This window comes from Rhodopirellula sp. J20-39 (genome assembly GCF_057365095.1).
In genome coordinates this window covers 6,076,794-6,101,193 of the sequence record NZ_CP195123.1, presented here as the reverse complement: position 1 = coordinate 6,101,193, position 24,400 = coordinate 6,076,794, and the positions used below count along the sequence as shown (strand labels likewise).

17 protein-coding genes are annotated in these 24,400 nt (G+C 53.6%); 14 read left to right on the top strand and 3 right to left on the bottom strand.

Annotated features, from left to right (window positions below):
• The first annotated feature begins 63 nt into the window (after positions 1–63).
• The 9 genes from ACR3ZL_RS22260 (at position 64) to ACR3ZL_RS22220 (ending at position 12,245) form a co-directional block, all read left to right on the top strand.
• On the top strand, positions 64–879 hold the full coding sequence (locus tag ACR3ZL_RS22260) for a penicillin-insensitive murein endopeptidase (protein WP_473650894.1): 816 nt from the start codon (positions 64–66) through the stop codon (positions 877–879).
• Between the two features lie 24 nt (positions 880–903).
• Entirely contained in the window at positions 904–2,016 is a 1,113-nt protein-coding gene (locus tag ACR3ZL_RS22255; protein WP_473650895.1) for an N-acetyltransferase DgcN family protein, read from the top strand.
• Positions 2,013–3,083 (top strand): dipeptide epimerase, encoded by a 1,071-nt coding sequence (locus ACR3ZL_RS22250; RefSeq protein WP_473650896.1) that lies wholly within the window; start codon positions 2,013–2,015, stop codon positions 3,081–3,083. Before ACR3ZL_RS22255 ends, ACR3ZL_RS22250 begins: the two co-directional genes overlap by 4 nt.
• Positions 3,080–3,922: a gamma-glutamyl-gamma-aminobutyrate hydrolase family protein gene (locus tag ACR3ZL_RS22245; RefSeq protein WP_473650898.1), complete on the top strand. Its 843-nt coding sequence runs from the start codon at positions 3,080–3,082 to the stop codon at positions 3,920–3,922. The genes ACR3ZL_RS22250 and ACR3ZL_RS22245 overlap by 4 nt, the downstream gene beginning before the upstream one ends.
• Complete coding sequence (locus tag ACR3ZL_RS22240) at positions 3,915–5,693, top strand: Na+/H+ antiporter NhaC family protein (RefSeq protein ID WP_473650899.1); 1,779 nt, start codon at positions 3,915–3,917, stop codon at positions 5,691–5,693. The genes ACR3ZL_RS22245 and ACR3ZL_RS22240 overlap by 8 nt, the downstream gene beginning before the upstream one ends.
• Before the next feature lie 483 nt (positions 5,694–6,176).
• Positions 6,177–7,622, top strand: a complete 1,446-nt coding sequence (locus ACR3ZL_RS22235; protein ID WP_473650900.1) for a sigma-54-dependent transcriptional regulator — start codon at positions 6,177–6,179, stop codon at positions 7,620–7,622.
• Between the two features lie 368 nt (positions 7,623–7,990).
• Positions 7,991–10,006, top strand: a complete 2,016-nt coding sequence (locus tag ACR3ZL_RS22230; protein WP_486172975.1) for a BPL-N domain-containing protein — start codon at positions 7,991–7,993, stop codon at positions 10,004–10,006.
• Between the two features lie 664 nt (positions 10,007–10,670).
• Positions 10,671–11,936 carry a DUF1559 family PulG-like putative transporter gene (locus ACR3ZL_RS22225; protein ID WP_486172974.1) on the top strand — a complete coding sequence of 422 codons (1,266 nt, stop codon included), beginning with the start codon at positions 10,671–10,673 and terminating at the stop codon, positions 11,934–11,936.
• Positions 11,937–12,077: 141 nt separating this feature from the next.
• The gene (locus ACR3ZL_RS22220) at positions 12,078–12,245 is read left to right on the top strand and encodes a hypothetical protein (RefSeq protein ID WP_473650902.1); all 168 of its coding nucleotides are present in this window, start codon (positions 12,078–12,080) and stop codon (positions 12,243–12,245) included.
• A gap of 380 nt (positions 12,246–12,625) precedes the next feature.
• On the opposite strand, the gene ACR3ZL_RS22215 is transcribed toward ACR3ZL_RS22220, so the two are convergent.
• On the bottom strand, positions 12,626–13,069 hold the full coding sequence (locus tag ACR3ZL_RS22215) for a VOC family protein (RefSeq protein ID WP_473650903.1): 444 nt from the start codon (positions 13,067–13,069) through the stop codon (positions 12,626–12,628).
• A gap of 1,005 nt (positions 13,070–14,074) precedes the next feature.
• Between ACR3ZL_RS22215 and ACR3ZL_RS22210 the strand changes: the two genes are divergently transcribed.
• From ACR3ZL_RS22210 to ACR3ZL_RS22190, 5 genes are all read left to right on the top strand, one after another.
• Entirely contained in the window at positions 14,075–15,142 is a 1,068-nt protein-coding gene (locus ACR3ZL_RS22210; protein WP_486172973.1) for a M42 family metallopeptidase, read from the top strand.
• A 144-nt stretch (positions 15,143–15,286) separates the two neighbouring features.
• Positions 15,287–16,504: a DUF1559 family PulG-like putative transporter gene (locus tag ACR3ZL_RS22205; RefSeq protein WP_473650904.1), complete on the top strand. Its 1,218-nt coding sequence runs from the start codon at positions 15,287–15,289 to the stop codon at positions 16,502–16,504.
• A gap of 451 nt (positions 16,505–16,955) precedes the next feature.
• Positions 16,956–18,251 (top strand): DUF1559 family PulG-like putative transporter, encoded by a 1,296-nt coding sequence (locus ACR3ZL_RS22200; RefSeq protein WP_473650905.1) that lies wholly within the window; start codon positions 16,956–16,958, stop codon positions 18,249–18,251.
• Positions 18,252–18,357: 106 nt separating this feature from the next.
• Positions 18,358–19,551, top strand: coding sequence for a DUF1573 domain-containing protein (locus ACR3ZL_RS22195; protein WP_486172972.1), 1,194 nt, complete (start codon positions 18,358–18,360; stop codon positions 19,549–19,551).
• Positions 19,552–19,604: 53 nt separating this feature from the next.
• Positions 19,605–21,371 (top strand): hypothetical protein, encoded by a 1,767-nt coding sequence (locus ACR3ZL_RS22190; RefSeq protein ID WP_473650908.1) that lies wholly within the window; start codon positions 19,605–19,607, stop codon positions 21,369–21,371.
• Here the strand turns inward: ACR3ZL_RS22190 and ACR3ZL_RS22185 are convergent.
• Together ACR3ZL_RS22185 and hemE are read right to left on the bottom strand one after the other, a co-directional pair.
• Complete coding sequence (locus ACR3ZL_RS22185) at positions 21,366–22,331, bottom strand: molybdopterin-binding domain-containing protein (protein WP_473650909.1); 966 nt, start codon at positions 22,329–22,331, stop codon at positions 21,366–21,368. The genes ACR3ZL_RS22190 and ACR3ZL_RS22185 overlap by 6 nt on opposite strands.
• Positions 22,331–24,277, bottom strand: a complete 1,947-nt coding sequence (gene hemE, locus ACR3ZL_RS22180; RefSeq protein ID WP_473650910.1) for a uroporphyrinogen decarboxylase — start codon at positions 24,275–24,277, stop codon at positions 22,331–22,333. Before hemE ends, ACR3ZL_RS22185 begins: the two co-directional genes overlap by 1 nt.
• Between the last annotated feature and the right edge of the window lie 123 nt (positions 24,278–24,400).

Sequence of the window (24,400 nt, the reverse complement as noted above, 5' to 3'; positions counted from 1 at the left end):
ACCAGCCGACGAGCAAGGGCGAGTTGGGGCACGCTATTCCCCTTCGGCATCTCAGAGGTTCCGTTGAACACTTCCCAATCAAAGCATCGTCGCTTCACAACTTGTAGAAGCGTCCATCAGGCGATCGTTTTCGTCACGGTCGCTTTGTTCGCCATTGCGGTTCAAGCTGACCCCAGTCCGGTGGCGGCCAAGCAAACCATGACTCCTCGGCAAATCGTCGAGTCAAAAATCGCGGCCATCCAAGCATCCAAACAGCCCAGTCAATCGGTCGGCTCGTTGAGAAGCGGTCAACTGGCACACCCCGCAGAATTGCCCAAGCCTGAAGGCATCGGATACTTGATCAGCCATCCTGATCGAGACACCAATTTCGGCGCCGACCGCATGGTGTTCGGGTTGATGCGTCTCGCGGTGACGATGCAAGAACATCTAGGCGACGAATCAATCCACCACATCTTGATTAACGAAATCTCCGACGCAGACGGTGGCAAACAGAAACGCCATATCAATCATCAAATGGGCCTGGATGCCGACATCTGTTTCTATGCATGCGATTTGGACGGCAAGCCGCTTCGCGCACGATGGTTGAGCTTTGACGAAAACGGCCTATCGCCCGCGAAAAAACTGCGATTCGACACCGCGCGCAATTGGCTATTACTTCAGTCGATTCTCTCGAGTGACACGTTCGGCAAGATCCGCGCGATCCTCGTTTCAGATCCACTTAAAAAACATCTGCTCAACCACGCGATGTCGCTTGAGCAGGAAGCAACCGGCGCGGAAGCAGAACGTCTGCGTGATCACATCCAACAGGCGATGGAACTGTGCAGACAGCCAACTTCATCGCCGCACGACAACCACTTTCACTTGAGTCTCGATAATTAGTTCTTTTGACACAGGAGCAGGTCAATGAGTTTAGCAGTCGAAGTTTCGGCGATGACGTCAGCCGAGTCAAAAAGACGATTCGATTCTTGTGAAAGGATCAAGTCGTATCGGCGAATCGTCGTGTTGACCGATGGGTTTTCAACACCGTTCTACGCAAAGACAGGGATCAGTCTGTTGCGATACCGACATGAAGATGTTGTCGCGGTGTTCGATGCGAACGAGGCCGGGAAAACGGCTGACGAACTGTTCGGAATTGGCGGTAACGTTCCGGTCGTCGCATCGCTGGATGACCTTGATGCCGACGCAATGTTTCTGGGAACCGCCTGTCCTGGCGGTGAACTTCCGAAAGCTTGGTCGGGAATCATTTCGGACGCATTGGATCGAGGCATCGATATCGTTTCCGGGACGCATGATTTCCTGGCCGACGATCCCGAATTCAGGCAAGCTGCCGAGCAGAACGATTGCCGCTTGATCGACGTCCGTCGCAACGACGAGCGGAAGACGGCGACCGGAAAACCGTTCCGCGACCACTGCCTGCGAATTCACACCGTGGGGCAGGATTGCAGCCTAGGCAAAATGGTCGTCAGCCTTGAGGTCCAACGAGAACTGGCCCGCCGGAGCGAAGATGCTGAATTCGTAGCCACCGGGCAAACCGGGATCATGATTTCTGGCACAGGCATCCCCGTCGACTGCGTTGTTTCCGATTTCGTCAATGGAGCCGTCGAGGCGCTCGTTCGACGAAATGACCATCACCAAATTTTGCTAATCGAAGGTCAGGGCAGTATCTCGCACCCCAGTTTTTCAGCCGTCACAACGGGGCTGTTACACGGATGTGCGCCGGATGGGCTGATCTATTGCTATGAGCTAGGCCGCGAACACGTCAAAGGGCTCGACGAAGTACCGCTGTTGTCGCATGGCAAGATGATGGATGCCTATCTCAGCATGGCTTCGCTTCGCCATCCGAGCCGCTTCATCGGAATCGCGATGAACAGTCGAAATGTCTCGGTGACTGAAGCGAACGCGGAACGCGATCGCATGCAGGCTGAATTCGGACTACCCGTTTGCGACGTTTACCGCGATGGCGCTGCCGTCTTCGCCGACGCCGTGATGGAATTGAAGCGTGAGCTGCATCCATGAAGATCAAGTTTCACCGAGCTGAGCTTCCGCTCGAGCATCCTTTCACGATCGCGCGAGGAACCAAAAGTGTGCAGCGAAGTTTGATTGTTGAACTCGAGCAAGATGGCGTGAGTGGTTTCGGCGAAGCGACCGAGAACACTTACTATCGGACCACGCTGGATTCACTCACACAGTCAATTGAACGTTGTGCAACCGTGATTGAAGATACTAATCACGCAAGTGCATCGGACCTTTGGACTTCATTGCAACCGATACTGCAAATGGATCCGTTCGCGTTGGCAGCGATCGACGCGGCGGCTCACGACCTGTTTGGGAAACTCGCGGGGCGTTCGACATTCGACATGCTAGGCTTGGCCTGGGAAGACGTTCCTGAATCCAGCTACACGATCGGCATCGACACCATTGATCGTATGGTCAAGAAACTACAGGTGAGACTTGGCTGGCCGGTATTTAAAATCAAGCTGGGAACGAAAGAAGACGTAGAGATCGTTCGCCAGCTACGCGAATGCACCGACGCGGTCTTTCGAGTTGATGCCAACTGCGGCTGGACCGTTGATGAAACGATACAAAACTCTCTGCCGCTGAAGGAACTGGGCGTCGAGTTCATTGAGCAACCGTTGCCAGCGGAAGCAACGACCGAAGAGCATCGAAAAGTTTTCGAAAACTCGGTCCTTCCGATCGTTGCCGACGAAAGCTGCTTGATCGAATCCGATGTCGAAGAATGCCAGGGTTTGTTTCACGGCGTCAACGTCAAGCTGAGTAAGTGTGGCGGTATTACACCCGCATACCGAATGCTCAAGCGTGCTCGAGCGTTCGGAATGCGAACCATGGTCGGATGCATGGTTGAGAGTTCGGTGGGCATATCCGCGGCCGCACAATTACTTCCGCTGTTGGACTACGCGGATCTGGACGGCGCAGAACTCTTAGCCGGCGACGCCGCTCATGGAGTGGTTGTCGACAACGGGAAAATCCGATTGCCCAATCGGTTTGGCAACGGAGTGGAATTGCTGGGCACCTCAGTCGTCACCACAAAAGAATATTCGAACAAAGAGAGCACACTCGCATGAAACCCATCTCGACGATTTTGCTTGGCTTGACCGCTGCACTTAGCTTTTCAGTTGCTTGGGTGCCGACCGCGATACACGCCGAAGACCAAGCCGCAACCCGGTTGGCTTCCACGTTGCCCCGCCCGAGCATTGCAGCGACGGCGTCGAAAGACAGACCGGTCATTGGGATCACAACCCTGACTAGCAAGACTTACGTCAAAGCAATCCGCCGATGCGGAGGCGTGCCAGTGGTACTCCCAATGATACAAGGGCCATGCGAAGAGGAAGCCTTGGCAACAGTCGTTGATGAGTACGTTGACATGATCGATGGGCTTCTCATGCCTGGCGGGCCCGACATTCCGCCATCGGAATGGGGCGAGGAAGTGCATCCGACAACCCACTTATTGGACGAGGATCGATATCGTTTTGAAAAAGCTATCATCACGACGTGGATTCAACAAACCGACAAACCTCTACTGGGTATATGTCTGGGAAGCCAGTGGATCAATGTGGCTCATGGTGGTTCGCTGCACCAAGACATCCCATCAGCATTCGGGACGAACCACAGGGATGTCTTTCACAACGTTGTGCTCGAACCCGACTCTCGACTATCGCAAATTCTTGGCGGCACCAAGTTCGAAGTGAACTCGCTCCATCACCAAGCCGTCCACAAAGTGGGCAACGGTTTGCGAGCGGTGGCAAAGACTGGCGATGGGGTCATCGAAGCCACAGAAACGACTGACCCCGATCGCTTTTTAATCGGAGTTCAATGGCATCCTGAAAAGCTGATTCTAGAGGACCATGCTCAACAAAAGTTGTTTCAAGCGTTCATTGATGCCGCTGCCCTAGCCCATGAATGAACCTGCTAGCGATCGCAGATTCGGCAGCGATCCAACTGACGAACCTTCCGCTGCGAACACGAATCGGAAACGCAAAATCACCTCAGGGCAGATGGCCGCGTGGGTTGCGTGTGTCGGTATCCTGATTTCGTTTGCGGCGGGAAAGTGGCTGCAGCCTGAACAGGTAACCGAGACGATTGCGATCGAGCAATTCATCGAGAACGGTGAAGCGTGGGTGATCGTCAATGAAGAAAAAGTGACAGCGAGTTCTTTACCGACTTGGGAGCCAACCGAAGCGGAGACGGTAACACCAGAAGAACTCGCCGTCATGGGTTTCCAAGACAGCGAAGGCCGGCCCGTTCGCATCGTGCGTTCGGCTCACTACCGATGGTGGTCGTTTTTGCCGGCAATCATGGCGGTGTCCATGTGCTTGCTCACCAAAGAACCGATGGTCTCATTGCTCGCCGGAGTCGTTTCGGGCGGATTGCTATTGGGGCAGTACAACATTGTCGATGAGGTGCTCGTGCCTTCACTCGCCAGCCTCAACGGTGCTGGCATCTTGGTGCTCTATCTATGGTTGCTCGGTGCCTTGATGGGAATTTGGTCCCGCAATGGTGCGGCCGAAGCATTTGCAAACTGGGCGACACGGTATTTTGTTCGCGGACCTCGTTCAGCAAAGTTGGTGGCCTGGGGATTGGGAGTAGTGTTTTTTCAAGGCGGAGCGATCAGTACCGTTTTAGTCGGAACGACAGTCCGTCCGGTCGCGGATCGACAACGAATTAGCCACGAAGAACTGTCTTATATCGTTGACTCAACCGCGTCGCCGATTGCCATCTTGCTGGCGTTCAATGCGTGGCCGCTTTATGTGCAAACGCTGATCTTTGTTCCAGGCGTGACGTACCTGGCAACCGAATCCGATCGGTTGAGCTTCTTCTTTGGATCGCTTCCGCTGAGCTTCTATGCTTGGTTTGCCGTGCTGGGCACCTTCTTGTTGGCTGTTGAAAAAGCTCCGTTCTTGGGCAAACGAATGCGGGACGCGATCAAACGTTCAAGGACAACCGGACAGCTTGATCGTCCAGGAAGTGCTCCCATGTTGTCGACCGAACTGCACTCTAACCAGCCTCTCCCGGGTTACGTTCCTTCGTTGCTTGAGTTTGTCTTGCCGCTTGCACTTCTAACCGGAATCGCGGTCGGCACGTTTTGGGTTTCCGGGACGCCTCAAGTTCGAGTTGCTTTCGCTGTCGCCGTAGCCGTGGCCGCCGTCACGTCGCTGATTCGTGGAATGTCGCTGACCGATCTGATGCTCGGGATCAATAGCGGGTTAAAGGGTGTGGTCGCCGCCTCGGTCATCTTGTTGCTCGCCGTGACACTGGGAGGAATCACCCGTGAAGTCGGCGCGGCCTATTACTTGACTAACGGACTCGGGGATTCGGTTCCGTATTGGTTACTGCCTGGAATGCTGTTTGTGCTAACCGTAGCGATCGCGTTTTCGACGGGGACTAGCTGGGGGACTTACGCGGTAGCATTCCCGCTAGCGATGCCGCTGGCGGTCACTGTCGCCGCCGCATCGGACTTGAGCGATCCACAACGATTCATTGCGATCTGCTTCGCTTCAGTGCTCAACGGAAGTGTGATGGGGGATCAGTGTTCGCCGATCTCCGACACCACCGTTTTAAGTGCAATGACTTCTGGTGCGGACCTGATGGATCACGTCCTAACCCAAATCGTCCCCGCCGCAGCCGCAGCGGCTATCGCTCTAGTTCTTTGGACGCTGCTGACGCTGACCTGCTAACTGAAATCCAAACGACAGGGCAACTAACGTCCCCCGCAAATCAATAGAGTCTGCTGCTCTGAATCAAGTGACTCGCAACTCTAAGCAAACCCCGCCTACAACGAGGTCGTGCAGTTTTTCGAGGCCGCGTTTTAGCGGCTTTCAGCATTTGAGAACCTCCCACCCAAAAAAACTCTGTTTCAAGACCTGTGCCTAATGCACAAATCGACACGATCTCCCAAAAGGCAATCCATAGACAACACGCCCTCAATCACATCTAGGGGTAGCAAGCACAGTTGAAACAGGGGGTATGCGTAAATTGCTAGCATTCATGTTGATTAAACACGCATAGACCGGGGAGTGGTTTAGTGTGAAAAACGGTAGGTGGATGCAACGTTGGCTCAGTTGCCCTTAGTGGGCATTTTTCATATTTGGCACTTCAATCGCTTTGTATGTGTTGCGCGAGCTTATCGATAGAGCGTTCCCTTCCAACTGTCCTGCCAGATGCCTTCATTCCCGCCCCCCAACGATGCTCACGATCGGCTTAGTCAGTCAACTGCGCGAGTCCTGTTTGTCGATGATCTCCCTGAGTTACGTGAACATATGGTGGCCACGTTATCGAGCGTAGGTCTCCTAGCCACCTCTGTCAGTCGCCCTTCGGAAGCGTTGCCCGAGATCATCGATGGTCGCTATCAACTGGTCATGACAACACTCGTCATGAGCGAGATGAGCGGCTTTGACTTTATCCGTAGGGTGCGTGGTTTGGGCTGTGACATTCCGATCATGATGATCACCGGTTATGGAGACGAGAAGTCTGCGATCGAGGCATCTCGCTTGGGCGTCATCGATTACATGACCAAGCCTATCGCCGATGATGAAATCATTGCTCGGGTCCAGCGAGTGTTGAACAACCTCGCATCCCATGGCCAAGCGAAGCCACAGTCTATGTCCAATATGATCTCGGCAGACCCACGGATGCTGGAAATCTTTGAATGGGTAAAGACCGTTGCTCCTACCGACAGCAAGGCTTTGATCCTGGGCCAAACCGGTTCAGGCAAACAGCTGCTCGCCCACGCAATTCATCAAGCAAGTCCTAGGGCAATGGAGCCATTCGTGGAAGTCAACTGTGCGGCATTGCCAGAGAACCTAATCGAAAGTGAGTTATTTGGACACGAGCCCGGTGCCTTTACAGGCGCAACGTCGCGACGAATCGGACGTTTCGAACAAGCTGGGCGCGGGACGCTTTTCTTGGATGAAATCGCCGAACTCGACTTCAACCTACAGTCCAAACTATTGCACGTTCTAGAGAGCGGTGTATTCAGTCGAGTCGGCGGCAGTTCGACGCTTACAAGCAGGGCTCGCTTGGTGTCCGCGACAAATCGAGACCTAGAACACGAGGTTGAACAGGGGCGATTCCGAGCTGATTTGTTCTATCGTCTCAATGTGATGTCGATCAACTTGCCACCCCTGTCACAGCGACGCGGTGACATACCGCTTTTGGCTAAGCACTTTCTGCGAGAGTTCATCAGCGAAGGTAAACCTGTTCCAAAGTTCACGAAGTCGGCCTTGGACGTTCTTTCAAGCTACCGGTGGCCCGGCAATGTTCGCGAACTACAAAACGTTGTCGAGCAATTAGCTGTCTTGCATCGAAGCGAGCAGATTGAAGCGACTGATTTACCCGAGCGAATCCTACGGCGAGATCATGCCGAAGCTACTCTGGAATGCTCCACGGAATCCTTATCGGCAACGGACGACCTAGAGCCCGTCGATGATTGGCAATCGGAACCGTTTCGCGAAGCGAAGAAATCGTTCGAACAGGCATATTTACGCCAAGTCATCTCCGACTGCTGCGGGAACCTCGCCGATGCCGCTAGAAGATCCCAATTGGATCGCGGGCAGTTTTACCGACTAGCAAAACGTTATGGATTGACGTCCGACGGAACTCCGTAAACGTAACGGCGATTTCGACCAGGAGGCGAGGTCGTGTTACGAATCCAATAACCAAAGTATTGGGTGGATTGTTTAGTAGCTCAAGTGGATGACGATTCGTCAACACGCGATGTCCCTTTGTCATCAAGTGTTGGCATTCCGTCATCGCATGTAGAACACGCTCTCTTTCAATTTACTTGATGCGAGCATCGGAAAAACAGTATCCAAGGCAACAGGCACTCACTTAAACCAACTTCAATGGAGCTATCAATGACGTTGCGGCTAAGTCTGCTCTTTTAGCGAGTGGTCGGCTTGGCCGTTGCATTGGCGATTTGACGTACCGCGCAATCAGGACGCGGCAATCGTCCACAATGCCATGAATTGAGTCCATGCGATCAGCCAAACTTCTAGACAGGTTTCACCTCCACGCCCGCTCGTTCACGTTCAAAATTACATTAATAGGAATGTTGGTCGGCGGTACACCGCCTCCTACTTTAGACGCCTGTACTACTGCCGTGATTAGCGGACGATGCACCGAAAGTGGTCGCCCCATGCTTTGGAAGAATCGGGATACAAGTAGTAGCTCTCACAACGAGGTGGTGCACTTCGATGATGGGCCCATCGCTTTTGTAGCCGTTGTCAATGCGAGTAAGCGATCGTCCGTTTGGATGGGTGTCAATGAAGCTGGATTTTGTATCGAGAATTCATTAAGCAAGGATCTAAGATCAGATGAGCCTACATCAGGTATGGGCAACGGGTCGTTTATGAAAAAAGCCTTAGCGACTTGTCGAAATGTTGAGGATTTCGCCGAGCTATTGCAAGAGACAGACAGGACTGGTCGTAAGACTCTAGCCAACTTCGGCGTCATTGATGCAGAGGGAGGTGCAGCGATCTTTGAGTCAGGTCCAAACTCCCATCAGATGTTTGACGCCAACGATCCCACAGTCGCTCCCGAAGGTTTCCTGGTTCGAGCCAATTTTTCGACAACGGCCAATGCCCTACCAGCCGATCCGCCTGCGGACCTTTCACCGGGGATGTACTCCAGCAACCGATACTGTCGGGCCAAAGTGTTGCTGCAAAAGCAAATGTCCGCTGGGATTACAGTGCCATTCATGACGAAGCATCTTTGCCGCGATCTTGCTGATGAAAACGGAATCGCTTATCCCGGTTCGATCAACGGTCCCACCGGCGTGCTGCCAGCCGAACTCGAAACCGATCAAACGATTAGCCGCGCGACGACGGTATCGGCTGTCGTCATCGAGGGAGTTGCCGAAGGGGAGGACCCTCGCACCACAACGATGTGGACGATGTTGGGCGACCCGAAATTCACGATCGCGTTCCCATGCTGGGCAAGCGTTTCAGATATTGCCGATTGGGCGACCGACCCAACCGGGGCCGAAATCGGCGAGTTGGCACTGCTGCTTCGGGAATGGTGCATCGACGGTCGCGAAAAGTTGATCGACACCGCTTCGCTTCCTGGTATTTGGGAAGACATTCTGCCTCTGGAAGAGCGTCTTTATGCGATGACCAACGGTGCATTAGAACCATATCGATACGCTGATGTCGATGTTTCAACGCTAACCGAAATTCATCACCAGGCTACAGATGAGGCGATGGACGCGTTGCAACAGGAGATCGAGGATTTAAAGAATGAGATTCTTCATCCTCATGTTTTAACAAGATTTGTTCCTTCCGATTCAAACGCACCGATCCGCAGTGGCACCTTGCGTGTGGCTATCTGTGATCACACCGACAAACCAACTAAGGGGGCTGCCAATCTTCTTCGCATCCTAACTGAAAAAGAAGGGTTCGTAACTGAACGCATTAAGCCGGACCAAATAGTCGACGGGGCTCTAGACAGCTACGACATCGTGGTAATGCCAGGCGGATCTGGATCGGCTCAAGCTAGACGCTTGGGTGATGACGGACGCCAGATAATTCGAGATTTCGTGGCTGAAGGTGGCGGCTATGTCGGGATCTGTGCTGGAGCCTATTTGGCAAGTTCTCAGTATTCCTGGTCACTTAACCTTATCAATGCACGTGTCTTTGACCGTAGCCACTGGGCACGAGGCCAGGGCGATGTTCAGCTAAAAATGACACCCGCTGGAATGAGCAATTTCGAAACCGATGAATTGGTTAGCGTCTACTATGGGCAAGGTCCTCTACTCGTCCCAGATGATCACGAAGAGTTGCCTGCCTACGAAGTCTTGGCCAGCTATGCCACCGAGGTCGCATTGAAAGGTGCCCCCCAAGGTGCAATGACGAACACACACGCCATCATTCGCTCTAACTACGGTGACGGTCGCGTGGTTTGCTTTAGCCCACATCCCGAAACGAAAACCGGTCCTAACGAACTGATTACAGAAGGTATGCGTTGGGTAGGCGGGCAAGCGGAAAGAAATTAAGGATCTGTGACCCTGAACCCTTGTTCGGTGAGATTCATTTCTCAATAACGGATCTAGACAAACAATACTCAATTAAGCGAGGGCCAAATATTGGTTCTCGCTTTTTTTGTGGCTCTGATTGGAACCATTCTAATGGACCTCGATAGCAAGCAATTTCTCGCACCTGATCAATGGTGCATGATGGCATAAGGTTTCATTTAAACTGACAAGATTCGGCAGAGATGCGAACGCAATAGTTTCTAAGAGAGTAGAGCAAGAATTTTCGCTAAATGATGCAAATATTTTTGATCCACATGCAACGTCGGTGCAGATGCGCGGGGCACACTCTGTAGAGGGTATGGCCTCTATCGAATCGCTCTCTTGGTGCCGAATCCCGCCAGAGAAAAGCATTAAGGATGTATATCCTTGTATCCATATCATCGCGAAAATTCTTGCCGAAAGAGTGAGTACTAAAGGTGCAATCCTCAAATCGGATCTCATATTCCCGGATGCGCAAAAAAGAATATCTGATGCGCGTTTGCGTAGTGCGTGTTGCTTGTTAGTAGATACGATGCTGGAGATTCATTTGGCCGGACAATGCGATGTTCAAACTTGGTAGGAACACGCTTGTTGAATCAGGATCCCCTTTACCATTCTGCTCCTTTCAAATGAAAGTGTCTACAAAATGTTAAGATCGCGTTCTCGATCCGGTTTCACACTAGTGGAGTTGCTAGTGGTCATTACCATCATAGGAGTGCTGGTGGGCTTGCTGCTTCCAGCCGTACAAGCCGCACGCGAAGCTGCCAGGCGAATGTCGTGCAGCAATAACTTCAAGCAGATTGGACTGGCGATCCACAACTACCACAGCACATACAACCGATTGCCAATTCATGGCTCCGGAACAGAAGGAGGTGCTAATGGCATCCCTTGGGAGAAGTACAATTCAACGGTCCACTCTTCCAATCGCCGACTCAGTTACCTAGTCGGACTTCTTCCATTCATTGAGCAACAAGCATTGTGGGAACAAATCAGCAACCCGCTGTATGGCAGGTCTGATGAGTTCCCGACGGGAGTTGGAATTGATTACCCGTGGAATCCAATGGGATGCACACCGCAGAACGATGGCTATCCTCCTTGGGCTACCGAAATCCCCGGCTTTCGTTGTCCAAGTGATCCAGGCTTCGGACTTCCCGCTAATGGACGTACAAACTATGCGGCCTGTTTGGGCGACTCGAGTTACTACGGCAGCCAAGGAAGTCTTTACGTTGATGACGACCCCATCTCTGGTGAAACGCTTTCGCCCGTTTCAGTTCCATACACGCCAATTAGAAGCAGGGCGATAGAGGCAAGGGCCAAGAACCGCGGCTTTTTTCAGCCACAAGACGTCTGTGCATTCCGTGACATTCTTGATGGTCTTTCGAACACGATTGCCGCAGGTGAGATCGCGACGCATCTAGGTGATCGAGACATCCGAACAATGGGTTACGATCATACATCAAATAGTGCGATTCGCGACAACCCATCGATTTGCTTAGACAGCGGGAAGATCGACCCTGATCAACCTCAATTCTGGATCGCCGGTGCTTCACTGATGGAAGACAATTCAGCCTACAACGAAAGCTTTGCCCGTGGATATCGTTGGTCCGAATTCCACAACTATTTCACTGGGATGTACACGATCTTGGCGCCCAACAGCGAGGTGTGCAACGTCAACTGGTACGACACGGGAACCTGCCCTCCGTCAAGTCGACACCAAGGTGGATGCCACGTCCTGATGGGCGACGGAGCAGTGAAGTTCATCACCGATTCCATCGAAGCCGGTGATCGCCGGGCTGCAATGGTCTACATCGACGGTACAGGAATTTCGGCTAAAGGCTCTGCCAGTCCATATGGCCTGTGGGGCGCTCTGGGCACCCGCGCTTCAAGAGAAACCATTGATGAAGATTTCTGATGTTGGACTGTTTCCTTGTCGCCTGAAGGCCTGTAGCCGAATTGGCTTTGGTCGCAAATGAAATCCTTCTGCGATGTCTTACTACGTTTCCAAACTTCAATAGGTCAACCTATGTACTCTCAACTTAAGAGGACTTGCCTCTTGATCACGCTTGTTAGTCTTTCCGTACCCAACGTTACAGGATGTGGGCAATCCGGCGAACTTCGAACCGTGTTCGATGGAGCAACCGCAGAGCAATTGGCTGCTGCTCGAGAGCGTGATTCTGACGAAGAAAGACTTGCGCTATTAGAAGTGGACGACGAGGAATAGGCTTTCATGCCAGCAGCACCTCACGAAAAGTAACTCGCTGCCAGACCGGTCGCGAGGATGGGTATATAGCCTATGGCTTCACTTGCAATGAAACAAAGAAAGCAATTCTTTGAACTCGATCTGTAAGGGAGCCTCAGCTAGGCAATTGCCGTGCATCAGCGCTCGGCCGCCCACTCTCATTGGCCTGACGCTACGGTACTCAGGCGATTTTTTAGCTTGGGTGTGTAGCCCAATAGGAAATCTACCGTCGGCGCAGCTCCAGCTATTCAGGCATATTGAAAAGCCGTTTATCTTAAACTGATGCTGGAATCTGAAACGCCTTTCTTCGTCGCCGCATAGGCGACGTAAAAGACTGCGCTCGTGCGGTCGCCCACGCCATGCTATTCACGGACCGAGTTTGCAAAAAGATCGGCTTCGATGTTTGCAAACGCCTTGAACTCCAGTGCGTTTCCGCTGGGGTCCTCGAAGAACATCGTGTACTGCTCGCCAGGCAAGCCCTCAAAGCGAACGTAGGGATCGATAATGAAACTATCAACGAAGCCTCGGACGCGTTCGGAGAACTGCTTCCACGTTTGAACTTCAAGAACCACTCCGAAATGCGGAACGGGAACGGCATGGCTGTCGACCGGATTGCAATGGTTGTCGACACGACCGGTTGGTCCGAGTGTTGGATTCAAGTGTGCTACGACTTGGTGACCAAACATGTCGAAGTCAATCCATTTTTCGTCGCTTCGTCCTTCCGGTAAACCCATCTTGGCTCCGTAGAAATCGCGAGCTTCGTCAATATCGCGAACTTGAAAAGCAATATGAAAGGGGGTGACCATAGTGGTAGCCTTTAAGTGTTGCATGACGTTTGTTAAGCGTACTGAATGTGTGTCAATACACAGTATCGCCGACATATCATCGCCGCTATATCTAAAATGCAGGTCACTTCGAATTGCGGATGTAATCGGATTCACGATCTTAACGAAAGTGAATCCTGCAAAACGAATCTTCTTGTTGCACCATACGGGGGCATTCAATGATCCATATCCAGAATAGACGATATTATACTCGTGGCGTTTGTGCTCAATTCAGCGATGATCGAATCGAGTTCGCCAGCTTCTGCGTCGACGTACTCGTTTTTGTGTTTGCTTGCTCCGCTCTGAGTAAAACCAATCGCTGGTTGCTTGACGACTAGATAGATAGCTCGCAAGTTACACAAAGCCAAGAGTCTAAAAGACCAGCCGAGAACCACCGTGTATTGCTGCTAATAGGTTTTGAGATAGTGAGTATGATCTCACGGGATTCACGCCTACTGACCGATCGTGGAATCGGTGTCAAGAATGTTGGTCAACGCGATCAGGTAAATCGCAAATAGACACAAGCACTAATTTTTAGTGCACGCAACTTGGGTTGGTTGAAATCAGCATGCCGAATTTGCCGAACAGTGCATAGCCACTTTCGGCCGACAGCAGGGAACGGATGTGAGGCGGCCAGAACTCACCTCTGAGTAGGTCGAGCCGCTGCGGGAGTGAATAAAGCGGCTGCGGCATTTGTGCTGGTGACACGGGAAGCCGGCTATCAGTGTGCGGCCTTCTGATGCACCCGGTTTGCTCACCACAAAGTCATCGCTTGATATGACGTGGCGCGAAAGAAAACTCGGATAAACCGGGTGCCTTATGCAGCGAACAAGTGCGGACGATTGGCAAGGAGTGCCCCGCTTTTGCGTGGTTCAAGCTTGAACCTGCCGTATGTTTGCCAAACTCCCGTGGCCACACTCTGGCCCAGCCCTTTACCATAGAGCGAAATTCACGATTCACCTTCAGCGAACGCCACGAAGAAAATCCATGACTCCCAACGAATTCCTGCAAGCCGCTATCACCACGCCCAGTCCCTCGGGCTACGAAGAACCCATTCAAAAGTTGATTCGCGAGTATCTGCAGCCTCACACTCAGGAAGTGTCGATTGACGTTCACGGCAACTTGGCTGCCAGCGTGGGTGACCAGTCAGGACCGCGATTGATGTTGGCCGGGCACTGCGACCAGATCGGCATGCTGATTTCGCACATCGACGACGAGGGTTTTTTGTACGCTCAAGCCATCGGGGGTTGGGATCCGCAGCAGTTGGTCGGGCAATCGATGACTGTCTGGGCGGCCGGCGGTCCGGTGGCGGCTGTCATCAGTCGTAAGCCGATTCACTTGCTGACGACCAGTGAGCGGGAACAAGTTGTCAAGCTGGAAGAGTTGTGGCTGGACATTGGTGCGGCCAGCGGGGACGAGGCGAAGTCGCTTGTTCGCGTCGGAGATCCGGTTACTTTGAACCTGAAATATCAAACGCTGCTCGGTGACCGGGTTAGTGGGCCGGGGATGGATAACAAAACCGGTATGTGGACTGTGATGGAAGCGGTCCGGCGTTGTGCTACTGAATTGAAAGAGCATCCTTTGGCGTGTCAGCTTCACAGCGTTGCGACCGTTCAAGAAGAAATCGGACTTCGGGGAGCCAAGACGGCTGCCGCCCGTATCGATCCTCAAGTGGCGATCGCAGTCGATGTGACTCACGCATCGGATTGCCCAACGATCGATAAGCAGCGTCAAGGCGACATTCGGCTGGGCGGCGGACCGGTTATCTATCGTGGCCCCAATATCAACGCCAAAGTGGCTGCTCGATTGATCGAACTGGCCGAGGCCAACGGGATCGATTATCAGCTCGCGGCGTTAGGACGCGCCGCTCCGAATGACTCCAACGCATTGCAGATCTCGGGCGCAGGAGTCGCGACGGGCTTAGTGGCAATTCCGAACCGGTACATGCATTCGGCTGTCGAAACCATCTCGCTGTCGGACATCGATCAGATTGCCAAGCTGCTGACTCTCTTTGCCCAGAATCTGACGTCCGATTGCGATTTCATTCCTGGATGAAGATTTGATGAAGAAGTTGCGCGGGTGTTGTGAATAGTCGGCGCGATTAGGGGCCGGTCTGGTTTTGAGCATTGATTCCAAGTATTGCCTTGGAACAATCCGGGGAAACTCCCAAATGCTTCGAACTAAACAGGTAACAGCACCTTGCGATACTGTAAGAACCGTCCTGGCGTGGCGGCTCGTCACGCCTTCACGTTGATCGAGATGCTGATTGTCATCTCCATCATTGGCATCCTCGCGTCATTGTTGTTGCCAGCTGTTTCGAAGGCTCGTGAATCGGCTCGCGCGGCCCAGTGCCAAAGCAATTTGAAGCAGTTCGGCATCGCGCTGATAAGCCGTTCGACGTCGGATCCAAACGGAGCGTATTGCTCAGGGGCTTTCGATCCCGAGCGAGATGGCGTGCCAACTGAGATTGGTTGGGTGGCGGACCTGGTTCGTCGCGGTGTGCTGGTCAGCGAAATGAGGTGCATGAGCAACCCTGCACTGACCAGTTCGGCGATCGAATATATGTTGTCGGCTGACGATACGGCTTTCGCACTGAGTGCCTGCGTCGACACGCAGGGAAGTGAGCCTTACACGAGCGAAACAGGCTATACGATCACTAACATTTCCCGCCAAATTGCGGGTGGGGCTATCGCGGCGGGTTCCGAAACTCGAAGCGATGTCGTGTCGTTGGAAATGCTTGAGAAGGGATACGACACTAACTACGCCGCATCATGGTTCCTGGTGCGAAGTGATTTGCTGCTTCAAACCGGGGACGACGCGACGGATGGGAATCTTGCTGCCAAGGATGCTAGTTGTGCAGCCGATAGCACAAAGCTGCTCAATGTCACCCGCGGCCCACTGACGAGCCGTCTTTTGGATGGTGGTCGAACGCCGTTGAATACAGTGCCGCTTCTATGTGACGCGTCGGCAGTTGGGTTTCTTACGAGCGGCGTCGGTGAGTTGCAGTCCGGGACTGTTTACACAACTTCAATTGTTGGCGGGCCAGTGCTGCATCGGGAAGAAGTAGACACCACGTCTGGGAGTACGCCTCTAGCTTCGGCATCGCACCTCACTGACGCGAAGCTGCTTGAGTTCCCCCAGTTCCCGGCTGCGACGGTGCGTGCTGGTAAAGAAGGTTGGCTGAAGACTTGGAGTGTAGACACACGCCAGGATTATCGCGGTATGTCGCCGCTTCACAACGGCGTTTGTCACGTCTTGATGGCTGACGGCAGTGTGCAAGGTTTGGTTGATAGCAACGGCGATGGCTTCATCAATAACGGCTTCCCTGTGCAGCCTGGATTGTGGACGGATGCCAATGTCGAAGCTCCGTCCTTGGCCCTCGCTAGCTACTATTCACTGAACAGTAAGGGTGAATGATTCAGGTTGTGTGAAAGGTTGATGAATGACCTTTGTTTGGACCTGGTTAGCACTTTTATCAACTTTGGCTTGATGTAGAACACGCCCATCGCAGCAAGGCACTCAAGTTTCCTTGAGGCAAAAAACGAAAGCGTCGCGTCCCACTTCTCTACTTCAAAGCAAAGGAGATTTGAAACCCTTTCCATAGACCGTTCCCCTGCAAGGAAAAGTCATCACCCGGTCGGCAAACCGGTTTACTTGATGGCGAGTCGACGATGATGAGGCACCACCCATCAACGTCTCAAACATAAGCAATAGAACGGAACCATGACGTGTCGCTTGCCATCATCCACTGCCATGGATGAAAGCAATACAGTGCGACACGCCACTAGGTTCAAGACCATCATCAAATCTTAACAAGAAAGCTCGTGTCTCGCCTCCGGGATGCGAAAAAAATCTAAAGGAAAAGACAATGCAAACGCGTATGCGTAAACAGGGTTTCACCCTGATCGAACTGTTGGTCGTGATCGCGATCATCGCCCTGCTGGCCGCCCTCCTGTTGCCGGCCATCACCAAGGCTCGTGAAGCCGCTCGTCAAGCTCAGTGCCAAGCCAACCTCAAGAACATCGGTGTCGGCCTGTTCAAGTACAGCGGCCGCACTCCTAACGGTGCGTACTGCTCGGGTGCTTCCGACTTTCTTCGCGATGGATGCATGGACACCTACGGCTGGGTTGCTGACATCGTCAACGTTGGCGATGGCAACATGAATGAGTCGCTTGACCCATCGAACCCACTTAAGGGCTCAGAGAAAGTCAACGACCTGTTGGGTGGTAACACAAACGACGCTAAAGACAACGCTCCCGCTTCGCGTCTGCAAACCGGTCAGTGTGGCTCAGACGTTATGCAAGGCACTACACTTGCGAACACGAACTCGCCAACGCCTCCAGGTAGCGGTTTCGCCCGGACTGATGTTAACACCGAAGAGCGTGCAGAATTGGTTTCGCGATACTTCTTCACCAACGGCTACAACACCAACTATGCTGCCAGCTGGCACATGGTACGCGGGATGATGAAGACCGAAAGCTCAGGCGATGTTCTGCACACCAGCTCGACCTACACCCAGTTCAAGGGAATCGGCGGAACAACTGGCCCACTGAGCGCCAACACCATGGACCGCAGCCGCATTAGCAGCAGCAACGTCGGCATGGTCGGCTGTGCCGCTCCTGGCGACATTGACGAAGCCATCCTCAGCTTGGCAATCTCACACGGCCCCAAAAATAGCCGCACTGCATTTGACACTGGCAAAGACGACTCCGTTAGTTACATCAATGCAGGTGACCTGCTCACCGAAGCATTCAACGATGGCCCAGCCTACGTCAACGCGGCTACCGGCGTCGACATCAACCTGATCGGTTCCGGCGTATCGCTTGGCAATCAACTGTTGTGTGAGCGTAGCCAACCCACGACTTCTTCTTGCCCTAACCCAACCGGTTCCAGCACGGGCGGTAACGGCGTCTACCTACAAGACACTCGTGACTGGTTCGCTATTCACCAAGGATCAGCCAACATCCTGATGGCTGACGGTAGCGTTAAGGTCTTCTACGATCAAAACGCTGACGGTTTTTTGAACCCCGGCTTCGCAGTCACCCCCGCTCCGGATGAAATTGATGGAGTTGGTTACGCTGACTCGGTTCTCGAAATGGCAACCGACGACTTCTTCGGGGGCATCTTCCTGAACGACGCTTACACCAAGGGCGTGTTCGAGTAAGCCGACCTGAACATGCTTAGCGTTAGCTAATGCTTATGACAGATACCCAGCCTCTGCAGTCCACTTCGGGCTGCAGAGGCTTTTCGATTCAAAAATTTAAATCGCCATGAAATCCAACATACTCAAGTTTGCTTCACTATTGATTGCAGTGGTCGGGTTCGTCACTGTTGCCGGTGCGTTCACGCAAATCGTCGAATACAAACCCTATGGCGTGCCGGACGCTCGCAGAGAAGAGTACGATCACAAATTGGAGATCATTAAAACTCAGGAAAAAGTCCTTCGAGGAGAAATCGAAGCTACCGGCTTACCGATCGCAGATGCCAGCCACACCCACCACAACTTCGGGATGATCAATCCGCACACTACGGCCTCCCATACTTTTACCATCGCCAACAAAGGTGAAGGTCCATTGACGCTAAAGGTCTCAGGCACCAGTTGCAAATGCACGGTTGGCCAACTGACCAATGAACTGCTTCCCCCGGGCACCGAAACCACTGTGACCATGGAATGGAATACAGGCTATCAAGCGGACCACTACGAACAGACCGCCCTAGTCGTGACCAATGACCCGCTTCACAGGGAAATTGAGTTTAAGGTTGAGGGTGAAGTACGAACTGAACTGACCATGCCCGAATCAGTTTCTTTGCAAGCACCGAAACTTGGAAGCCTTGCCACCGGAAGCCTCGTTATGTTCAGCCAGCTCTGGGACAACTTCACGGTCATGGAGGTGAAGGCTGATGATCCGGCGGTTGGATTGAACTGGGATGCGGTCCCAATGGATAACGATGATCCAAAGCTGATTGACAAGTTTCCGAAATCAGCTCTTTCGCTCAAACTTTCAATACCACGAACTCGATATGGCCGTTTCGATGGCACGCTAAGCGTGACGATCCGCCCCGGAGACGGCTCCGAAGAAATCACGCGAGAGATCGCCTATTCCGGACGAGTCCGTCCCCCTATTTCATTCCAACATCCAGAATTGCAACGGGACCATGGACTTGAAATGGGCTCGCTCACCGCCGGAAAGGAATACAACTATCACATTGTCGTTCGTGTCCGCGACGCCAACGATCGCAAGATTGAAGTCATGGACGTAGAGCCCAAAGAACTGCAAACTCGCATGAGCCCGCTTACGACCCCTGGCAGCTACCGCTTGACCTTAACGATCCCCGAGGACTGCCCCATGGTGATGTTCAACCAGGATCAAAAGCACGGATATGTGCAGGTCGGCGACCCCGATGACGAAGACTTTTCGAACTGGTTTCCGATTAACGGCGCAGTCGTAAAAATCGACGAATGAGTCAGACAACGGGACCTCCGCACCAAGTCGCTCAACCCCAAAGGAATTATTCTTTGCCCGCTTCTGTTCCGGCATCCCGATTTTGGCTGGGCATGATCCTTGTTTGGGTCGCAATCATCCATGCATCTGGCCTCGGCGGTCAATTCATCTTTGATGATAACAATCTGCTTCGCCAGGAATCACTGCTGGACTTTTGGAGCTTCGATTGGTTTCGGGTGACCAAACGTCCGGTGGCGACGGCGACTTTTGCACTCAACTTCTCTTTGTTTGGTCCGACCCCATTCAGCTGCCATGTGCTCAGCATTGCAGTGCATGTGAGCTCGGTTGCAGCTCTATACTTTTTGGTGCGTCAAACCCTCTTGCTGCAGTCTTCAAGCGTCTTGAGAAAGCAGGCTGAGCCCATTGCATTGATCGCCGGTTTACTGTGGGGGACACACCCACTGGCTACCGCGCCGGTGGTTTATATTGTGCAGCGCAGTGAAGCACTTGCCACACTCTTCATCCTGCTAACCCTGTACGCTTGGGCGAAAGCATTTGGAAAAAAGGAGCAACGCAGCGATGAACCCGAGGAAGAGATTACAAAACATGCCCCACCAGTCCCATTTGACTCCGAACCGTCTTGTCGGCGTCGACTACTTTGGGGCATCGCATCGCTGGCTTGCGCGTATTTGGCTTACGGCAGCAAAGAGATGACGGCGGGCTTATCGCTGATCGTGCTGTTTTATGACCGCGTCTTTATTGCAAAATCATGGCGTTCGTTGGCATCCCGTTGGCCTTACTATGCAGTATTGGTCGCTCCCCTGTTTCTAGGCTGCTACCTGTTGCTGCCGGGCATGATCCGCCCCAGCAATGGACGCAATACGGTCGGACTGAACCTCCCTGGAATGACACCATGGAGCTACTTTGCCAGCCAACCCTATGTTTTCCTGCAGTACCTGAAGCTGACTGTTTTTCCGATCCATCAATCACTGGATTACGGATGGTTACCGTCAAAAGACCGGCTTGTCCAGCTGATCGGCTTGGCCGGATGGATCGCAATCGGGTGCAGCACGATCTGGCTATGGAGACGCTCACGACTACTCGCCTTTGCTCCGCTTGCTGCATTGATCGTGCTAGCCCCCACGTCAACTTTCATTCCTCTGCAGGACATCATCTTCGAGCACCGTATGTATTTTCCGCTGGCCTGTTTCATGGCCGCCTTCGTCGCCTGGATAGCGCAGCGGTGGACCGCCAAATCAGATCCAGCAATCCAGTCATCGGGATACGCCCGCTGGATGATAATTGCGTTACTCGCGGTCCCGTATTCCGCACTGACGGTTTCACGGAATATGCAGTGGTGGTCGGTGCTCGAGATGTATCAGAATGATGTGCGCAACCATCCGAATAACCCGAGAACGATCGTTAGCTCTGCCGGGTCGGTCGAAGATGACTCGACAGACCCCGAGCCGACACTTCGGGCTCTTCGCAAGGCAATTCAAATCTCCGAAGAGCGAGGCTATTTTTATGCCGGCACCGACTACAAATGGACCCGCTATCTCGCCGACATCCTGTTCTTAACCGGACGCCCCGTCGAGGCGAAGCCTCATTACGAAGCCGCTCTGGGAATGAGTTACGATGAGCTGCAAAAAACGGAAATTATCTTTCAACTTGCCATGATCGCCTCGATGCAAGGGGAAAACGAAGAAGCGGAAAAACGGTTCCAAGAAGCCCTGGCAGGCCACGAGAAAATCCGCAAAGAAGTACGAGCGGTTTACCAGGAACACCAAAGACGCCTTCAATCACAGCAGACGGTCTCACAGGGACAAAGCCAAAGCCTATAGCAGAGTTTGTAGGCTGCTTTGTATCGTAGCCTGCTCGCAAGGTGCTGTTGCAGCTAGCGGTAGTGTGACTGAGCCGTCGCCACGGAGGATGCTGGATCGGGTGTGGATGCCGGGGGTGGCTGCAGCGAGGTAGACTTTTGCTTGCTCGGGGCCGGGATCTTGGCCGCCGATTTGAAGCGTGACTTGGGGGGAACGCTTGGTCGCTGGCGATCCGATGCGAACGTGTGCTGGCTCGGTTGCCGATAACGCGGCGGGGACCGTGTTTTGCCGCCATAAGCTAACGCTTCTTAACGTGGCCGCGGAGTCGAGGGTGAGGGTGACAGCCCGGGCGGTCTCGTTGCGTTGCTTGACAAGACGGGTGATCATCGGCGCGGCCAGGGATGCCTCGCCTACAGGGAACGCCTCTGGTCCGATAACTACACAGGCGTACTGGGACTCCTGCCAGATCTCCTGTGGGTGAACTGCAATTTCAGCAAGCTGCTCAGCGGTGAGTTGTTTCGTGCGGAGGACGCGAGGTGAAGAAGTCCCTGAACTTGTTAGCCTCAGTTTTTCAGCAATACGCGGGAAGGACTGCTCGACTTCGCCGATCATCCATACGAAGTCGGCGTGGGTGGCTACTTCGGCAATTGTCGCCGCGACCATGCCATCCCGACTGGCCGATTCTAGCATCGCTTCAAGCGACGGTTCGGCCTCGATGAACAACTGGATCGTGCCATTCGTCTGCAGATCTAACAACGCCCGGGAGGTCACTAGGTCTGCCCCCGTGGTTACCACCCGAAGCGGGCCGTTCGTTAACTTTAAAGCCTCAAGTATAGCAGCAGCGTCACCTCGATCGGGGCACACCTCAAATCCCTCGGCGATCTCACAGCCGTCGGCCATCAGTTGTCCGCCGGGGCGGACGGTGACATCATCGCACGCTAGCGGACAGAGCGGACAGACAATATTAGCGGCTTGGGGCATTACGCACGCACTGATAGTTCTTGGACGGCTTTGACTAGCTCGATCGCGTTTTCGACAGGTGTCATTTGCATGACGCCATGACCGAGGTTGAAAATGTGTCCTGGTCGGCCGGCGGCTTGGTCGAGGACGTCTTGTGCGGCGGCGCGGATGGTTGACTTGTCGGTCAGTAGCACGGTGGGGTCCAGGTTGCCTTGAACGGAGATGTCGTGACCAATTCGTTTCCATGCAGATTCCAGGTCGATTCGCCAGTCGACGCCGACGACGGTACGTCGGTCACCGCGAAGCAATGGCAGCAACTCTGGGTTGCCGGTCGCGAAGTTGATCAGCGGTACGCCTGGCGTGACGCCCGCAATGATTCGCTGCATCCAGGGCAGCACGAACCGGGTGTAGTCGGCGGCTGAAAGGCAGCCTGCCCAGCTATCAAACAGTTGCACGCACTGCGCGCCCGCGGTGATCTGCTCGTTCAAGTAAACGATGATCGCGTCAGTGAGCCGGTCCATCAATTCCGCCCAGCCACCATCGTTGGCTCGCATCAATTGCTTCGTTGCCGCATATTGCTTGCTGCCGCCGCCTTCGATCGCGTAGCTTGCCAAAGTGAACGGTGCTCCCGCGAAGCCGATCAACGGGATTCCTTCGGGCAAATCCTTGCGAGTTTGCGAAACTGTTTCGTAGACAAACCCCAGGTCTTGAGGATTGTCGAGAGCCTTAACGCGGTCCATGTCTTTGGCAACGCGAACCGGGTTATGAATCACCGGGCCGTCGCCTTTAACAAACTCGAGGTCGAATCCCATCGGAACCAAGATTGGCAACAGGTCCGAAAAGATGATTGCGGCGTCGACGCCAAGGCGGTCCACCGCCGTGCACATCACTTCGCTGCAAAGCTTCGGGTTGGCACACAGTTCCAGGAATGTTTGTTGAGAGCGAACCTCGCGATATTCCTGCATATAGCGGCCCGCTTGTCGCATGAGCCAAACAGGTGTCCGTTCGGTCGCTTCGCCGCGACAAGCTTTCATGAACAGACTGGACTGGGAGGGATGGTCGTCGGTGGAAGGCAAGGGTGTTCTCGGTGCGTCGGATGCGTTGGTGTAAATAGCGTGATGAGGTTTGGATTGGGTGCGGCGTTTTGCGACTAGGTCGGCTGAGTCGCGAGCAGCCTCGCTGACAAGGTGCCCCATTTTGGGATGGGAGGGTTCCATGTCGACATGAAGATCGCTCTCTCGCAACATGTCGCTGGTTGTTGGCCCGATCGATGCGATGGCGGTTCGCCGCAGTCCTTCGCGAAGTGCATCGGTTAGGTTGAGCGAATCAGCCATTCGAAACAGGTTGACGACTTGATGAGCGCTCGTGAAGAGCAGTAGGTCTCGGTTGCCCGCGGCGAGTTCCTTGACGTTTTCTTCCAGCGGCGCGGTGTCCTCGGGATATTCCCAGCCATAGACGCGGACTGTCTCGGGGATCGCGCCGCGAGCTTCCAGGCCAGCGATCAGGGATGCGTTGGTGACGCCGTATTCCTGGACGCCGACGACCTGGTTGGCGATTGGCACGCCTTCATCGATCGTCGTCAGCAATTCTCGCCACGTGTTTGGTTCGGGGACGCGGTGGGTGGGTTTGAGCCCAAATTCTTTCATGACAGCGGCCGGCTTAGGGCCTCGGCAGATCGTGGTGATGTCGCTCAGGGCATCGAGAAACCGCTGTTGATCAACGTGTTTTTCAGTCGTTTTCAGCAAATAGCGAAAGCCGACGCCTGTCATCAGGATCACGATGGGAATCTCGCCGGTGATCACGCGGTACGCGAAGTCGATTGCGGGACGATTCGGTTCAATTGGCACCTCTCGCATTGAGGGGCTGACGCAAGCTTGGCCGCCAAACTTGGTGATCATTCGAGCCATGTCATCGGCACGGCGGCTTTCGAGCGAGGCGACTCGCAGTCCGTTGAAGTTTTGCGTCATGGCCAAATCGAATCAGGGTGGTGTGCAGAAATGGGAGAATACAGCGGCGAGTCGAATCGACGATTGTAGAGAAATTCTGCCACGTTACGATGAGGCCCGAAAACGACCGAGGCCGCAGGCCTC

Bases quoted from the DNA above. Each gene is read 5' to 3' on its own strand.
- ACR3ZL_RS22245 (WP_473650898.1), top strand. From the start codon at position 3,080: ATGAAACCCATCTCGACGATTTTGCTTGGCTTGACCGCTGCACTTAGC.
- hemE (WP_473650910.1), bottom strand. From the start codon at position 24,277: ATGACGCAAAACTTCAACGGACTGCGAGTCGCCTCGCTCGAAAGCCGC.
- ACR3ZL_RS22230 (WP_486172975.1), top strand. From the start codon at position 7,991: ATGCGATCAGCCAAACTTCTAGACAGGTTTCACCTCCACGCCCGCTCG.
- ACR3ZL_RS22240 (WP_473650899.1), top strand. From the start codon at position 3,915: ATGAATGAACCTGCTAGCGATCGCAGATTCGGCAGCGATCCAACTGAC.
- ACR3ZL_RS22185 (WP_473650909.1), bottom strand. From the start codon at position 22,331: ATGCCCCAAGCCGCTAATATTGTCTGTCCGCTCTGTCCGCTAGCGTGC.
- ACR3ZL_RS22250 (WP_473650896.1), top strand. From the start codon at position 2,013: ATGAAGATCAAGTTTCACCGAGCTGAGCTTCCGCTCGAGCATCCTTTC.
- ACR3ZL_RS22225 (WP_486172974.1), top strand. From the start codon at position 10,671: ATGTTAAGATCGCGTTCTCGATCCGGTTTCACACTAGTGGAGTTGCTA.
- ACR3ZL_RS22195 (WP_486172972.1), top strand. From the start codon at position 18,358: ATGAAATCCAACATACTCAAGTTTGCTTCACTATTGATTGCAGTGGTC.
- ACR3ZL_RS22200 (WP_473650905.1), top strand. From the start codon at position 16,956: ATGCAAACGCGTATGCGTAAACAGGGTTTCACCCTGATCGAACTGTTG.
- ACR3ZL_RS22210 (WP_486172973.1), top strand. From the start codon at position 14,075: ATGACTCCCAACGAATTCCTGCAAGCCGCTATCACCACGCCCAGTCCC.
- ACR3ZL_RS22235 (WP_473650900.1), top strand. From the start codon at position 6,177: ATGCCTTCATTCCCGCCCCCCAACGATGCTCACGATCGGCTTAGTCAG.
- ACR3ZL_RS22215 (WP_473650903.1), bottom strand. From the start codon at position 13,069: ATGGTCACCCCCTTTCATATTGCTTTTCAAGTTCGCGATATTGACGAA.
- ACR3ZL_RS22255 (WP_473650895.1), top strand. From the start codon at position 904: ATGAGTTTAGCAGTCGAAGTTTCGGCGATGACGTCAGCCGAGTCAAAA.